This window comes from Moorena sp. SIO4G3, from assembly GCF_010692305.1.
GTDB classification, from domain to species: Bacteria; Cyanobacteriota; Cyanobacteriia; order Cyanobacteriales; family Coleofasciculaceae; genus Moorena; species Moorena producens_A.
The window spans coordinates 13,905-30,387 of the sequence record NZ_JAAHIG010000040.1; the positions used below are offsets into that span (position 1 = coordinate 13,905).

Consider the following 16,483-nt stretch of genomic DNA (forward strand, 5'->3'; position numbering starts at 1 on the left):
ACCCTAAATAGTTAAAACACTAAATAGTTAAAACCCTAAAATTAAAAACACTAAAATTAAAAACACTAAAATTACTAACCCTCAGTTGCCAACTCTAGTTCAAAACCGAGTTGGTTTCACAGTACTAGTAACAACAGTACTATCAGAAGGTGGACACCTCTGCCAGTTCCAACCTGCAATTGCCAACAAGGTATACCAGTAGAAAAAGAAATTGGTATGACTCCAGATATTCTCGGTAATCATCCCTACAGGTATAGCCATAAGAGTTGCCAACAGGATAAAACACAAATCGCGCTGTCCACTGCCAGGAGGTGCATACCGAAGTAACTGAACAAGACGCAAAAACTGAGCAAAGAAAAAGGCTAAAAAAGTCCCTAGACCTACTAACCCACCTTCTACCAGAATCCGGACATAATCATTGTGGGGAAGAAGACCATTGGTACTAATGTGATGACTCAAACCCAGACCATAACCCAAGATTGGGAAATGCTGCCATTGCGTCAGTAAGTAAGTCCACTGATCGAGCCGCCAATTAAAACTGTTGTTGTCTACCTTCGAGAGCAGAATCGCACGCCAGATCTCAATGTCAGGATTGAGTAGGGGTGTGTTAGCAATTGATCCGAGGCGTTCTTGTCCAAACTCTGAACTTGCAAATAGTCCTATAACTAGGGCGAAAAATAGCAACCCACCGATTAGGTTAACTAGACTTAATCTAGGGGCAATCAAAACCAACACAAAAGTCCCCAACATCATCAAGCCAAATAGGGATTTGGTACTCACAAAGAAAAAGGCGAGTAAACCTAGCAACAGAAGCCAGAGCAAACGCTGCTTTGAATGACTTAACTTCCAATAGGTCAGACCGATAAATAGCAATATAAAGGTAACGAAGGTATTGGGGTGACCCATAGTCCCTCTGATTCGAGATGCTCCTTCAGAGATTGTGGCAGAGTGATCTCTCATCGGTGAAAGTATGGAAGGTAACACTGAAGGAATGATCATCTGGATCAAGGCTAATGTAAGTGGTAAAACAAGAGCCAAGAACAGCATATGGATAATTTTTTCAGGAGCAATCCGGTGTTTAAGCTGCATGATCAGCAGGTAGACCATCAGCCATGAAAATAGGCGCACCCACTCCCGGATACTCACTGAAACATAGGAACTATCAAGTCCTAATCCTCCCAAAGCAAGCAGGATAACCCACAAACCCTGTAACCCTACCCAACCAGCAAATAACCACCAAAATTTATCAGTTTTAACCCTCTGACCTGTTAATAACATTACCGTCACGTAGAGTAATGTCACAGCATCAAGCCCGATGGCAAATAGTGCTGGTAACTGTTGCTTTGAGAAAATATCAAGAGAGCTACGCAGGATTAACAGACCCAGTACAATTTGGTCAAAGCTGGCAAAGCAGTAGACCAGCACTGCTACCATACCTGCGCCCAGGGCTAAAACCAGTAAAAGGGGATTAATGCCAGCAAGTAACCCTGTAACTATACCAACCCCTACACCGGCTAACCCTACCAAAAGGGTAGGGTTAGGGAAACGACTCGGACCGTTATTGCTCCACATCATCTGAACCCCGCGATAAAACAGACTTCCCAGGCGCTACAGACTTGTTGAAGGAACCATTGAGATCGGTCAAACGCTTCAGGGATTTGGATAAAGACTGGTAACTCTGATCGGAATAGGAGTAAAATATTTCAGTCTGAGCCGTCATCCCATTGATCACCACCCCTAGTATGGGCAAGCCATTATCTTTCAATTCTTTCAATTCTTCTCCTGCTTGAAGTAGCATGTCCTTTGGTGTGAAGTTGGGACGGGTAATCATGACTAATCCCTCACTATACCGACTCAAGGTATGAACATCGGCACAGCTACTAATGGGTGGAGTATCTATGATCACCAGATCATAATGAGTTGCTGCTTCGGCTAATAGATGTTTCATCGAGGCTGACTCTAGCACCCTAGAGGGGTTAGTAAACAGCCCACCAGAGGTCAAAATGGAGAGGTTTTCAATATTTGTCGGTTGCACTGCCTCAAACAGAGTGATATCTGTGTCAATTACATCCGTCAGACCAGGCTTAGGGGTTATCCCCAAGATCCGATGCTGCTTGGGCTTACGTAGGTCTGCATCAATAATTAATGTCTGCTGAGATAACATAGCTGACACAGCTGCTAAATGGGAAGCCACGATTGACTTACCTTCACCAGAAACCGTACTGCTGACCACAATCAGCTTCAACTTCTCTTGAGTCCGAAACTCTAGCTTCTTGAGGAGTAGGCGGTAAGGTTCAACTAAACTGAGATCAGCCAAAAATTGTTCGGGATGCTTAAGACTCAGAGCAGATAAAGGTATTTCCGGTAAGACTCCCAGTCTGGGAAGTTTCAGCAGTGCCTCTGCATCAGAAACATCGTACAACTTGTTATCTATCACCTCCAGCAGTAGAATAATACCGATGGCTAGGGTAATTCCAGCAGCGGTAGCAAGTACTAGCACCACTTTCTTATTGGGTTCACTGGGTAAGGAGGGGACTTGAGCTTCAGCAATAATACGGATATTGCTAACAAGTTGAGCTTCAGCAATCCGTGCTTCCTCTAGTTTGTTTTGTAGAAATTTCAACGATTCAGTTGCTTCTTCTCGTTGGCGAACTAATGCCGTAAGACGTTGCTGTTTAATTGGTAGTTGCTCAAGATCATTCTGAAGTATAGCTCGCTCACGCTGTAAAACTGTTAGCTTCTCTGCCAGTGCTAATTGTTCAGTATTAGAAATAATATATCTGGAGGTAAGCTCCTGACTCAACTGATCAGATGCTACATCCAATGGGAGTATGGTCTTAGAGTTGGGGGCAATAGTAGCAATTTTTTGATTGTAGAGTGAACGGATAGCATTTCGCTCTTCCAGCAACGATAGTACTGTGGGATGATTCTCGTTAAAACGTGAACGAACCGTAGCTAACTCGGAATCCAAATCTGCTAGCTTAGCCCGTAATTTATCTAGTTCTTGATCTTGACCAACCCGCCCACTTACGTAGGCATTATTAATAGTATTAAAGCCTGTTAATTGCCCGAGTGCCTTAAGCCGGGCATTGACTTCTTGAAGTTGGGCATACAGAAGACGTTCCTGGTCTTCTACCTTAGCAAGACTCTCCACCAAGCTTTCGGTTTGTTGCTCAAACGAGACTAAACCACTACTTTTTCTATACTTGCTCTCCGCCACTTCTGCTGCTTCAGTCAATGCCCGTTGCTGAGGAACCTCCTTCTCCAAAAACTCCCGTACTACTCTAGCTTCTTGGCGAATTGCTTCAGTACTTTCGTAAACCATTGCGTTGGCAACAGCATTAAGCAACACAGTAGCTAATTCTGGGTCTTGATTCTGATAGCTAATTTCAAGAATGTTAGTAGCAGGAATATTTTTTACTGTTAAATCCTTATTAAGTTCTTTAGGAGTTATGGTTGTCACTAAATTACTGACGTCTTGTGAAAAGACTTGGTCAATTGCTTGCTGCAGAATCCGTTGCGACTTAACCAGTTCTGCTTGATTAGCAATTGGGTTAGCCCCACCCGGTCCCCGGTTAGGCAATTGGCTAAGGTCACGACCTAAGGGAGAAACACTTACCTGTTTATTGTCAACAATTAGCCTTGCTTTCACCTCATACACTGGTGAAGTATAGACTAGATAGGCGATCGAGGCACCAATTACGGAAGCAAAGGTAGCCAGAGCTGGCCAAAACCGACGCTTCAAGACTGATACTAAAGATGAAAGGCTGGTCTCCATTACACGTTTTTTAAGTCATTTGCTAATTGCTAATTGCTAATTGCTAATTGCTGCAATTTTCAAGTTTAAATTTGCCTTTTACCTTAATAGTTCACTTTTCTAGGCCGACCTTATTGAGTTTTTGTGGCTTGCTAGACAACAACAGGTCAAGTTGGAGGTTAACTTGTTCTAAGATTTGCTTACGCAAGGTTTTTTCCAAATTCTCTGGATCAGTCTGTTCCCGAGAATTCGTTTCTTCGTACAGAAGAGTAGTGAGTTCTTGTAGACAAGCTTCTAGACGCTGCCGTTTTTCAGGTGTCATAGTCATTGCTTTAGGCTTGAGTTTTGACTGGAATTCGTTACCTAGACTCACCTTTAGTTCAGTGGTAGGCGGCTGAATTGAGTCGTTTGTTTGCTGTGTGATCACAACAGGTGAGTCGGTAACTTTGGCATACACGGCTAAGTGATCAGCAGTGATTTTTTCCCAGTTGTAGTTAGCTTGCACATACTGTTGTGCCTTCTTAGCCATTTCTGCCAACTGCAGAGGTTGCTGTATGCCTTGCGCTAGACAACGAACGCAGGAGTTAGGGTTTCCAGTCTCGAACAGCAGACCTCGCTCTTGACCAACAAGTTGCCGATGTGGCGGAATGTCACTTGCTACCACTGGGATTCCTTCCCGCATCGCTTCTAGCATCACTAGGGGCATTCCTTCTAAATCAGAAGGCAAAACGAAAATCCCTGCTCCTCGCATGATCTCTGATAAGCGAGATCCTTGGAGTTCACCCGTGAAGAGTATATCGTTATTTCCAGCTGCCATATTGACCAGCTTCGAGGTAAACTCAGGCATTTCACTGATACCACCAGCTAGAACAAGTTTCCATCCTCTAGGCTTGAGGGATTGAAACGCCTCTATCAGTAAATCGGGTCGTTTTTCTGGTACCAGTCTGCCTAGGAATAGAAGATAACGTCCCTGTTCTAGTGAGAGGGATTTAAGATAAGGAAATTTGGGGTCTGACTCAGCATATATCCCTGGGGCGTTGGGGATGTAGATTGTATCAATGCCGTAGGTTTTCCAAAAATAAGACTTGAGATTGTTTGACACTACAACCAGTTCATGGCCATAGTTCACTGCCACCTTTTCTCCCAAGTGGATGATACTACTAGAAAGTCGGCCCCACTTAGCTCGTTGCCAGTCCAATCCATGACAGGTAACCACAATCCCTTTAGAAGAGGCAATTCTGGGAATCCAGGTAAACAGGGATGGACCGACAGCATGGAAATGCACAATGTCATAGCGTTTGATAATTGAAGCGATCGCAGCGAAAGCAGAACTGGTCAACGCATCTAGCCCTCTGAATGATAAGGAGGGTAGGCAAATCACTTGCACACCTTTGTATTTATAAGAGGAAAACCAGGGGGTTTGGGTATAACTCGGTCGAGCGAACAGATCTACCGAGTGACCTTGTGCAACCATTTTGGGATAAACTTCCTGACAGCAGCGCTCAATTCCACCCTGTTTAGCCGGTAAACCTTTTGCTCCAATTACGGCAATTTTCATGATTTGCGATTCTCTTTTAGAAACGGTAGATTTAATCAGACATTGGATAGTAGACCTCTTGCAAAAGTCCAACACTAGTCTCCACAATCCGTATTGCCTATTCCCTGATCGGAAGTACCCTACTTCTGCAAGATGTCTAATTTAAATGCATTCTGGGCTAGTAGTAGATGACACAGAGCCATGTTTCCAACGATGCAACATGTCTGTGTAGACATCGCTGACTACTGTGTGGGCTGCATAGGGCTGGGCATTCCTTACACAGGACACAGCCGGATAATCCTCGGCATGTTGCAATACATGGCCCAGAGCATTTGCGATCGCAAAGGGTGTTCTTTCGTAGGCCACCATCCCACTGTCAGCACGGAGCAGTCTAGGGGTTTCACCACAGTTGGTAGTTACTACAGGTGTTCCACTCGAGAGTGCTTCCAGGACAACCATAGGAAGACCCTCGTAGGCACTGCTCAGTACAAAGGCGCTGCTGATCCGGTGCAACTGGGCTAGTTTTTCAAAGGACACGGACCCGAGCATGGTGACTCGCTCACAGAGCGCCAAACGAGCAATTTCAGAACGGACTTCACCAGCTAATTCCCCATCCCCTGCTATGAGCAGATGAAGACTCGGGTCGTTGAGCGCTGCGTACGCTCGCACCAGTAAAATGGGATCTTTCTGGGGATGAAGGCGACCTGCGAACAAAACAAAACGTGTCTGTTCTGGTAAACCTAGCTGCTGGGCAAGGACTTTCCTTTGCTTCTCCTTTTCCCTTGGTTCTAAGGGATAAAAAATCTCAGTATCAACTGTGTTTTTAAGAAAAGTGACGCGCTCAGCGATCTCGGGGTAACGTTCCTGGTAAAATTGGGCTGATTGCGTATTACAAGAATAAATCTGGTCAAATTGTTTAATCAGGAAGCGCTCCAGTGCAAAATACCCTGCTGGAAAATACTGCCATAGCATGGCCTTCTTACTAGTGCCAGCAGCAATCTGCTGCTGAATATCATTGTGAATGAAAAGGGTCTTATCTCCAGACCAGTTGAGAGCTGCTACAGTTGGTTCAAGGCGATGGAAGTGGATAAAATCGGATGCCAAGCAACGACCTAACAAAGCTGCTGTATACTTGACAGTAGTCGGTATAAAGCCCCTAACATTATCATTGAGCATATTAAATAGGGGCATGAATTGGATTGACCGACCAGCATACTCAGTCTTTTGCCATACCCCTGTCGATGATTTGGGTTCTCCTGTTCCTACCAACCGCACCTCAAACTCAGTCGGAGCATATTTAATGAAGGAGCGGATCACTGTCTGAATGCCACCGATGCTGCTATTCCATGGATTGAACTGGTAGAAAATCGTCAAAATGGGCTTACGCATGAATTCAAGTTGAGACTTTAACTAATTGCCTGAGGCAACAAAATCAGAGTGATTTGCCCCAACCACTGGTTTGAGGGGGTTCAACTTTTCCTCAAACCGGATGGATTGCCAAGTTGGCAGGATTTTTTAGCCCCGAAAGTATATTATTCACAATTCTGTCTTTTAATACAAAATTACTATGAAGTTTCTGTCAAGTATCTGTATATTTTTTGTGAATTTATTGTGGACAATAGTATTGCGGTAAGTAGGAAAGGAATGCTTACCTCTTTTATTCAAAAACTGTTCGCGTAGCGTGGGCGTAGCCCATAAGCACCTCAAGTAGCGTGGCCATTTGCGTAGCGTGGCCATTGGCCTTGGCCTTGGCCAAAGGCTGATAGCTGAATGCTTACCTATTGGGATACTTCACAGGGGCATGGAGTACAGTAGCTATAGCGGTTTTTTCAGCAAATGCAACAGGCAACAGAACAGAAACAACAGATGACAGGGGAGACGCCTGTTCTACGGAGCGCTGATAGCTGATTGTTCTTCTGGCTCAACATCTCAATTCAATACAACTCGGGATTACCCTAAATCCAGGAGCGGAACCACATCCGCAACTGATACCCTGACTCAGACAAGGGTAGACCTAAGTAAATTGGTAACCAGAATATAAAAGCTAGTACAACTACCAAGATTACGCTGACACCAGCACTACGATACTGGTTTTTCTCACTGTGTAGCCAGCGGTCAACTAGCCACGCCAGTGCTAATCCAGAAAACACTGAAGCTCCCATATAATGATAAAGAAACGTGCAGCGAGTCACTTTCGTCCAGGGCAATAGGTTAGCGGCGTAGTTTACGATCAAATAGAGGGTAATCCAGGTATAGGAGGTTGGTATAGATTTCCAGCCCACCCCTTCTAAGATGCGTTGGGTTAACAGCAGCAGCAGCAACAAAATAGCTGTAGTCGAGAGCCACCATAGGAAAGGATTGCCCATGGCATGGACATCATAGATTACATTGCTCGCATCAGCCGATAAGAGGGAGTCAGTGGGAACAGCCTCAGGGCTGTGACTAGCAGTCTGATAAAAGTAAGCAACCGGACGCCACATTAACAGCCAACTATACCACCGAGAACAGTAAGGATGGACGTCAGTACCACTGCCCACATTTTGATGGAAGGTTAAAATTTTGACTTGAGACTCCCAGAATCCAGGGCTAGGATTCATCAGTAAGTGAGGAATCCAAAGCAGGCTGTAAGTAACAACTGGTAAAATTACCAAGTTCAGCAGGATGTGCCCGATATTCAGTTGGGTCAGGTTTTGTAATGGATGGCGTCCCGATGGTATGGAGGGAGTACGGGTTGTCTGCCCAAAATAGGTTCTAAATAATTGCCATACCCAAGCCACAGCCCATACTATATAAATCCCTAACAAAAACCACAAGCCATTCCACTTAATCGCTGCGGAAGCACCAAAAAACACACCAGATAGGATTAGCATCAGCCAGCGTTTGGCAGCATAATGATTCAGAGCCAGCAGGAAAAACAACTGACCCAGTAATCCCAAGATCACTAAATATATATTGTTGAGGGCATAGCGGGATTCTACCAGGAATAAACCATCAGTAGCTGCGAACAGAGCAGCAATCAAGGCATAGCTGCGACGTCGATTGAGTTGATAAGCCAGAGCCGCCACTACGATCGGAATCAAAGAACCCGTCAGGGCATTCAGGCATCGGTAACTCCAGGTAGAGCGTAAGGAACCAGTCAGCTCGTTAACCCTATCCTGCCCAAAAGGTAGATGAGAGCCAATCCAGATGCCAATGGCAATGATGTACTGACTTAGGGGAGGATGGGGATTGAAAAAGGAAGTACCGGTTAAGTAGTTATTGGCAAATATAGCGTAGTAAACTTCATCGAATACCAGGCGATTAAATCGACCCAGCCCCCAAAATCGCAGGGCGAGTGACAGTAAAACAATGGCAGTTATGCCAATGCTAAACCAGGGAATAGACGAATGAGACGGCTTTTTTGGCAAAATCATCACCTTCGAGGCTTGGGTTATCGGTGAATGGCACACTCAATCTGGAGTAGAGGAGACCTTGATCAGCAATACTTTTCTCGGGGAAGAGCGGGAAGACAGATCAGAGTGGAAAGACAACACTGCCAAGCATCCCCCTTGTCTGCCTTCCCTAATTCCGAAAGTATAAAATATGCCAATTAAATGCACACTAGCTTAATAACCTGTAAGCTGATCACCTGCAACCTGTAACTTATACCTGCTCAGCATCTGTAGTTCGAATAAATGAAATTGGTATATAGCGCTACGCGCAAGGGCAAGAGGCAAGAGGCAAGAGGCAAAAGTTTACTACACAAGGTTTTGCTGCTTGTATCAATGTCCTAACTTTAATGCGTAGTGCTATAACTTCCCCCTCTTCTCCCTCTTAACCCTCTTCCTGCTATTATCCCTTTAATCCCTTTAATCCCTTAATAGCTTTTGCGCGCCTTACCTCCCTCTTGTCTACACAATTGTGATAACACTTGTGATATAACCAGAAAAATTGTCAGACAAGTATTCCGGATTTTCCTCTAAGTGGATTGAAAAACTAAGAATAGGCATCATCACTTGACCTTTCCTTATTATTATCAAATTCTTCACATTATCCACACAAAATATCACGATTTTTAAACTGTTAGTAAAGATTGTTTATGGTAAATATTTTTAGTGTTAAAACCAATTTTATACTGAAAAAATGAGTTAGAATTTATCTGGTTTTTATGGACAAGGAGAAAAATATAGTTTTCTCTTTTAGGAGAGTAATTCCTGGGTGTGCTGCCACTCTAAACCCTCAGTAGCAGTAACTATTATTTTCTCGTTAATAGAGAAAAATATGCCTCTGCTCATGACTTAAAGGAAATGATTAAAACAATCAAAAACCACAGAGTTAGCACATACTAAACACTTATGAAAATCCGAGATATTAATCCACGAAATGTTAATCCACTACATGGCACAGACAAAGGGGACTGGCTCACAGGTACCCCAGAGCCAGATAATATCGACGCTCAAGGGGGGGCTGACACTGTATTCGGAGGTGGTGGAGGTGACTTTATCAACCTTGGTTATGATGATGATCGTGATCTGACCTGGTATAGTAACTTTTCCGAGAGGATGGACATCATTGAAGATTTCGATCCCAACGATGAAGATGTTGTGGTTATAACCTCTGGTTTCTTTTGGGATCTTTTTCACAACGAAGGTTTGAATTCAGATGCCAATGTTGGAGATTGGTTGACAATTGAGCAGTTGGGTTCAGATACTTATATTAGAGTAGATCCAGATGGTATTCAAGGGTACACCCCCTTCAGAACATTAGCTATCCTAAAAAATGTTGATAAAAACGATATAAATCTAGATATAGTTGATGGCGATTTTATCATCGCATGATTAACCACAGGTGATGCGCGGATTTTCACGATCAGCTTCGAGTTTAGGTGTGGAACCAATCAGCAATCTGGTCAGTCTTCAACCTAAGACTGTCAGATGGGTTAAGAGCGTCTACTCGGAAAAAATATCCACTTTGGAACTGGGAAGCATCTACCAATGACTAATCTCTAGTTCTCAACAAAGATAATCAATATGTTTGACCTTAAAAACTACAAGCGCTTCTCTTTGAGAACAGGTATTGTCAGCCTGATCGGTGTGGCCAGTCTATTTGATACTAATCCTGCCTCAGCCACCATCATCACTAATGGTAGTTTTGAAAATTATTTTACGGGCTGGGAAACATTGGGTAGTGCTTCTGTGCGCACTGCAGGTTTTGGTAGTCAACCTACTGACGGCAGTTTCTATGCCCAGCTAGATACATTCCTTCCCCAGGAACAAGAAAACTTCGTGGAGCTAGCCAATTTTCTAGAGCTGGACATTACAGTGCTGGATCAGATCGGCAAAGGAAAGGGGGAGGTGTTTGAAGGATCAGCAATCAGAACTACCTTTACAGCAGTTGCAGGAGATGTTCTTAATTTCGATTACAACTTCCTCACAGATGATTTCGGTTCTGAATATTTTAATGACTTCGCTTTTGTGGGAATTTCCGGTCAGTTGAATGGTTTGGCTGATACCTTCTCAGTATTAGCTGATTCCATGACACCGTTTGTTAATGAAACTGGTTTTAAGACCTACTCTCAGAAAATTGCTGCCTCTGGAACCTACACTGTGACCATAGGTGTAACAGATGTGGGAGATGGTGCCTTTGATTCAGGAGTACTAATCGATAATGTCAATGTAGTCAGACTCGACATACCTGATCCCCCCCCAGTTCCAAAACCGGATCCCCCCTCAGTGCCAACACCCACTGATCCCCCCTCAGTGCCAACACCCACTGATCCCCCCTCAGTGCCAACACCCACTGATCCCACCTCAGTTCCAGAACCAACCTCTGTATTGGGGTTACTAGCCATTGGGGTTTTAGGGGTGAGAAGTCAGTTGAACAAACACAAACAAAAATGTGAGGGAACTAGTAAAACACAGACCTAGCTAATGGGGAAACCCGCGAAAAATGAAATACAGACAACGGACCAATGAACTAGAGCGATAAGCAGCGAGTTTTGGTTGCTCAGTAATTATAATCATGACAGAATGCCAGGTCGGATTTATATTCTGCAATAGTTACGCTTCACGCTTATCCCAACGGCAGGACAATCTCTTAGCTTAGACTAATTATCAATGACAGACTAACAAAGTTACACATGCTCTAAAATCAGAATTATGTTATTATGAAATGATAGCTATTCAGGTAATCAGTCACCAAGGTAAAATCAATCTCCGCAACTTGTAATACCCTTGTAATAGCTCGGTGCTCTAGGGTCTGTGATCCTGGTTTTGTTATTTGAGATACTTTGAACAGAAATATTTGGCTTTCCCAAATCTTTTTAAAACTTAATATATAGTGATACCAAGTGGCGAGTACTCAGGTATCAGCTATTAGCCGTCAGCCCAGTTGCTCAGAACCGACCCTCAAGCAATAAGCCATTTGCTCCGTGGGCAAGGCAAAATCAACCCCATTACTGCAACCCATGGAATGACATCAAGTAATGTGGTGTTAGTAGTCAGTTACCCAGTAGCAAAAACCCGAGAAAGCGTTTTCCCCTAACCCAAGTTTCGTAAATGTGCAAAAACTGTACTGTTGAAGCTTTAGAGTTAGGAATTATAATATACAGTGGGCGATATCTAAATCATATCCACAACCGCGCTACCACAAAGCCAAACATTTCTTATGGGGACAACTACAGTTTTACGAATAGGCGATCGCGTCATTAGTGCAGAAGAAATTGTTCCCCTGCTAGCTGGTTACCAATTGCTGCCACCGTTAATCCGTGAGATTATCATTGACGAGGCAGTGGCTACCGCAAGCTGCACACCAGAGGAGAAGGCTCAAGCCTATCAGCAGTTTTTGGAAAAAAATCAGCTCATTGACGAGACGGCTAAACAGGCTTGGCTAAAGCAGCGTGGTATGAATCCAGCTCAATTAGAAGCCCTAGCGGTACGAAGTATTCTGATTGAGAAATACAAACAACAAACCTGGAGTCACAAACTGGAATCTTATTTTCTGGAACGGAAGGGACAATTAGACCGAGTGATTTATTCCCTGATTCGGACAAAAGACCCAGGGGTAGCCCAAGAAATATATTTCCGCATTCAAGAAGGAGAAGAGTCTTTTGCTGACCTAGCTAGGGAATATTCCCAAGGACCAGAAGCTCAAACTGGGGGATTAATCGGTCCAGTTGAACTGAGCGTACCTCACCCCGCCTTAGCCCAAATGCTTCGCCTGAGCCAACCCGGACAATTGTTCCCACCGACTCGCTTGGGAGAATGGCTGTTAATCGTGCGTTTGGAGAAGTTTATGCCAGCCCAGTTAGATGATTCGATGCGCCAGCGACTGCTGAATGAATGTTTCAGCACCTGGCTCAGTGAGCAACTGAATCAGCAATTAGCAGCGCTAGATTAACCACAAAACTCTAGAAATGAAACTAAACTCAAGAAACCTTAGACAGCGGCTTTGATTCCGGATTTGGGGGAACATGGGCGGGTATGGTGGTTCTCGGCATGATTATCTCGCGCCAGATGGAGAAGATTCCGAAAAACCCGTCTAGCTTGGCATTTATGGTAATCCTGAAACTGTGCCGTGGCTAAATGATCATTAGTCTATGGTGATCGGGTAAATTTTTGTTGTTTAAGGCTAGTCTCAATAGATTTTCCCTATGCACCATCATAGCATAGCCAACTAGTTACATTTCTTAATGAAAGAAGCGCTAAGCAAGTCCTAGGGTGCTCTGCAAAGTCTTTACATAAAAAACAGACCTAATATTTATAGCATATCCTCATAAATACCCCATGAGAAGCTGTTATTAAATTTAAGCTAACTAATCTCACGCTCTTGCAAACTAATCTCAAATCCTAAGAGGCTCAATGACCTATACAACAACAATTCAAGAGTTTCTAGCTGGTATTTCGCCGTTCAATCAATTGTCAAGGGCAGCACGGCAAAAACTGTCCACTAGTTGCCAACTGTTGCGCTACCGCATGGGCCAGACAATTGTGGTCAGGGATAAAATGCCAGGCCAAATCTCGATTTTATTCCAAGGCAAAGCCCGTCTAATTGGCTATGACCAACGCCGTCAAACCCCCACAACCCTCAAATTACTACAACCAGGGGCGATTCTTGGCTGGGTCAGTTTGGTCAGGGGCATACCATGTGAAACTGCGATCGCATCGGTGGAAGCGGTTTGTGTCACCATCAATGTGGCTGACTTCTTAGGGCTGCTAGATACAGAAAAATCTTTCTGTGATGCCTTCAAAGCCCGTTGTGGTCTAGTGGAAATCTTTGATCTTTTGGGAACAGAGTTGGGGCGTCGGGCTGAGGCAGAGACTGACCTCAAAGCACTTGCCCTGTTAGCCTGGTCAGACGCTTTAGTTTATAACCTACCTCGGGGCAAGCAAATGTCAAGCCAACTCGACCCCAATCGAGTATGGTTTGTGAGTGGAGGAGCAGCCGCCAATTTACCAGTAGGGTCTTGTCTGAGTTCGGAAGCATTGTCTAGCTTACAGGTCAATGGTCATGGTGCAACGCGCTTGGTGGGAATTCCAGAAGCTATTTTCTCAGAAGCTACCGCTACTGACTCGGAAACCTTGGCTGAGCCTACCGATACAATTCGCAGTATACCTCAAGACGATATTCCCCAGGCTCCAGACCGACCGGATGAGGCTCCCGAGACAATTTACACTGACCAGACTACTCCTACAAAATTCCCCTTTATACGGGGTAAAGGAGCGGTGCAGGAATCCTTGGCTTGTTTCCAAATGCTGAGTAAGTACTTTAAAATTCCTTTCCGCAAAGATAGTATACGGAAGGTGCTAAAAAACCAGCATGCTCGCACCGGTCAAATCTCCCTTCAGCACTGTGGTGCAGTGGCAGAACTGATGGGATTAACTGCCCAACTCGCAACAATACCAGCTAACGCTATTAAACGTTTACCGACCCCAGCGATGCTGTTGTGGCACGATAGCTTAGCTATTCTCTATGAAGCCAGTGAACGGCAAGTAGTGCTGGCGGTGCCACAGCTGGGAATTCAAAAGCTTAAACCTAAAGATTTTGAAGAAAACTGGGGAGAAGGCGGGCAGGTACTTCTGTTAAAACCTACCAAAGACACCCCTACCCAGCGGTTTGGTCTGAGTTGGTTTTGGCCTTCTATCGTTCGTTACCGCAAGGTATTGGCGGAAGTTTTAATTGCTTCTTTCTTTGTCCAACTGTTAGGTCTCGCCTATCCCTTGATTATCCGGGTACTCATTGACAAAGTGATCTCCCAAAACAGTACCGATACCTTGCAAGTACTGGGAATTTTACTGTTGGTGGTGTCGGTTTTTGAGGGGGTTTTAATCACCCTGCGTACCTACCTGTTTGTAGATACGACCAACCGTATCGATATGTCTCTTGGTTCCGAGATTATCGACCACCTGTTGCGCTTACCGTTAAACTATTTCGAGAAACGACCCGTTGGGGAGTTGTCCACTCGCATCAATGAGCTAGAAAATATCCGCTCCTTTTTGACCGGGACAGCCCTAACCGTGGTGTTAGATTCAGTCTTTTCTATAATCTACATCGTGGTCATGTTCATGTTTAGTTGGGTGCTGACCGTGGTGACTTTGTCAGTGATTCCTTTGTTCATGCTCCTGACCCTGATCGTTTCCCCAATTGTCCGGCAACAGCTACGCAATAAAGCAGAACGGAATGCTCAAACCCAATCCTATCTAGTAGAGGTATTATCTGGTATTTCCACCGTCAAAGCCCAGAATATTGAATTGCGATCGCGTTGGAAATGGCAAGAGAAATATGGGCGCTATGTTAGTGAAGGCTTCAAGAATGTGCTAACCTCTACCGCCGCCAGTTCTATGAGCACCTTCTTGAACAAACTCTCTGGTTTACTTGTGCTGTGGGTAGGGGTCTATCTAGTACTAGATGGACAATTAAGCTTAGGGGGGTTGATTGCCTTTCGGATTATTGGGGGCTACGTTACCAGTCCCTTGCTGCGTTTAGCCCAACTTTGGCAAAACTTCCAGTCTACAGCGCTATCTCTCGAACGCCTCAGTGACATTGTCGATACACCGAAAGAAGTGGCTGAAGCAGACCAGGGTAATATCCCCTTGCCCTCTATCAGGGGAGACATTCGCTATGAAAATCTCTCCTTCCGCTTTGCCAAGAGTGGACCAATGCAACTGAATAACATTAACGTCGAGATTCCAGCTGGTTCATTTGTAGGGATTGTAGGTCAAAGTGGTTCCGGTAAGAGTACCATGACCAAACTTTTGGCTAGACTCTATGGTCCAGAGTCCGGTCGCATCATTGTGGATGGTTACGATATCTCGAAAGTCGAACTCTATTCCCTGCGGCGTCAGATTGGGATTGTGCCTCAGGAAACCCTGTTGTTTGAGGGAAGCGTTCAAGAGAATATTGCTCTGACCAATCCTGATGCAGACAGTGAGGAAATTATTCAGGCAGCAAAAATAGCAGTAGCCCATGATTTTATCATGGGTTTGCCTTTGGGTTACAATAGCAGCGTTGGCGAAAGGGGTTCAGGTCTTTCAGGGGGACAACGACAGCGTATTGCGATCGCCAGAACGATTTTGCAATCACCCCAGTTAATGATATTAGATGAAGCCACCAGCGCCCTCGATTATGACACCGAGCGGCAAGTGTGTTTAAATCTAGCGGAAGCTTTTCAACAAAGCACGGTATTGTTCATTACCCACCGCCTAGGAACCATTCGCAACGCTGATATCATTTTGATGATGGATCGGGGTTCAATAGTAGAGCAAGGTACTCATGATGAACTGATGGCTCAGAAAGGTCGTTACTATTGCCTCTACATGCAACAAGATGCTCAAATGTAGCTATGAAGGGTGAAGGGTGAAGGATTAACCATGAAGGGTTAAGCATTAAGGATTAAGGGTGAAGGATGAAGTTTGTATTGTCTCGGTATTTGCTATTTGGTTTAACCCTTGGTGTCGGATAGACTAGGCTCAAGGATAAAAAAATACTAGTGGTCGGGTAGTTGCTTTTACAGCAAGCGTTTAATTGAGAGCGAGAAGTTTTTGCTAACTCCCCCTATAGTAAGTGATAAAAATGATCAATGAGTCAGTTTTTTTATTAGTTACTAAATTTAATTATTAAACCCGATAATTATCTCATTCGTCATCCTTTATCATTCATTCTTTCTTTTTTATCCTTAATTCGTCATCCTTTATCCTTCATTCTTTCTTTTT

9 protein-coding genes are annotated in these 16,483 nt (G+C 44.3%); 4 read left to right on the plus strand and 5 right to left on the minus strand.

Translation table 11 applies throughout. The features are described from left to right. Positions 1-99: 99 nt before the first annotated feature. The 5 genes from F6J99_RS10335 to F6J99_RS10355 form a co-directional block, all read right to left on the minus strand. Positions 100-1,575, minus strand: coding sequence for an O-antigen ligase family protein (locus tag F6J99_RS10335; RefSeq protein ID WP_293112855.1), 1,476 nt, complete (start codon positions 1,573-1,575; stop codon positions 100-102). Continuing rightward, the gene (locus F6J99_RS10340) at positions 1,559-3,778 is read right to left on the minus strand and encodes a polysaccharide biosynthesis tyrosine autokinase (RefSeq protein WP_293112856.1); all 2,220 of its coding nucleotides are present in this window, start codon (positions 3,776-3,778) and stop codon (positions 1,559-1,561) included. The genes F6J99_RS10335 and F6J99_RS10340 overlap by 17 nt, the downstream gene beginning before the upstream one ends. A gap of 91 nt (positions 3,779-3,869) precedes the next feature. Beyond that, positions 3,870-5,315, minus strand: coding sequence for a glycosyltransferase family 4 protein (locus tag F6J99_RS10345; protein WP_293112857.1), 1,446 nt, complete (start codon positions 5,313-5,315; stop codon positions 3,870-3,872). Between the two features lie 141 nt (positions 5,316-5,456). Continuing rightward, positions 5,457-6,683, minus strand: a complete 1,227-nt coding sequence (locus F6J99_RS10350) for a glycosyltransferase family 4 protein (RefSeq protein ID WP_293112858.1) — start codon at positions 6,681-6,683, stop codon at positions 5,457-5,459. A gap of 566 nt (positions 6,684-7,249) precedes the next feature. After that, positions 7,250-8,707, minus strand: coding sequence for a phospholipid carrier-dependent glycosyltransferase (locus F6J99_RS10355; protein WP_293112859.1), 1,458 nt, complete (start codon positions 8,705-8,707; stop codon positions 7,250-7,252). Between the two features lie 921 nt (positions 8,708-9,628). Here F6J99_RS10355 and F6J99_RS10360 point away from each other — a divergent pair. The 4 genes from F6J99_RS10360 (at position 9,629) to F6J99_RS10375 (ending at position 16,111) form a co-directional block, all read left to right on the plus strand. Beyond that, complete coding sequence (locus tag F6J99_RS10360) at positions 9,629-10,111, plus strand: hypothetical protein (RefSeq protein WP_070395122.1); 483 nt, start codon at positions 9,629-9,631, stop codon at positions 10,109-10,111. Between the two features lie 192 nt (positions 10,112-10,303). Then, a complete protein-coding gene (locus tag F6J99_RS10365) occupies positions 10,304-11,200 on the plus strand; it encodes a PEP-CTERM sorting domain-containing protein (protein WP_293112860.1) in 897 nt (298 codons plus the stop codon). A gap of 739 nt (positions 11,201-11,939) precedes the next feature. Beyond that, positions 11,940-12,671, plus strand: a complete 732-nt coding sequence (locus F6J99_RS10370) for a peptidylprolyl isomerase (RefSeq protein WP_009149356.1) — start codon at positions 11,940-11,942, stop codon at positions 12,669-12,671. A gap of 461 nt (positions 12,672-13,132) precedes the next feature. Beyond that, positions 13,133-16,111 (plus strand): peptidase domain-containing ABC transporter, encoded by a 2,979-nt coding sequence (locus F6J99_RS10375; protein ID WP_293112861.1) that lies wholly within the window; start codon positions 13,133-13,135, stop codon positions 16,109-16,111. Positions 16,112-16,483: the final 372 nt, after the last annotated feature.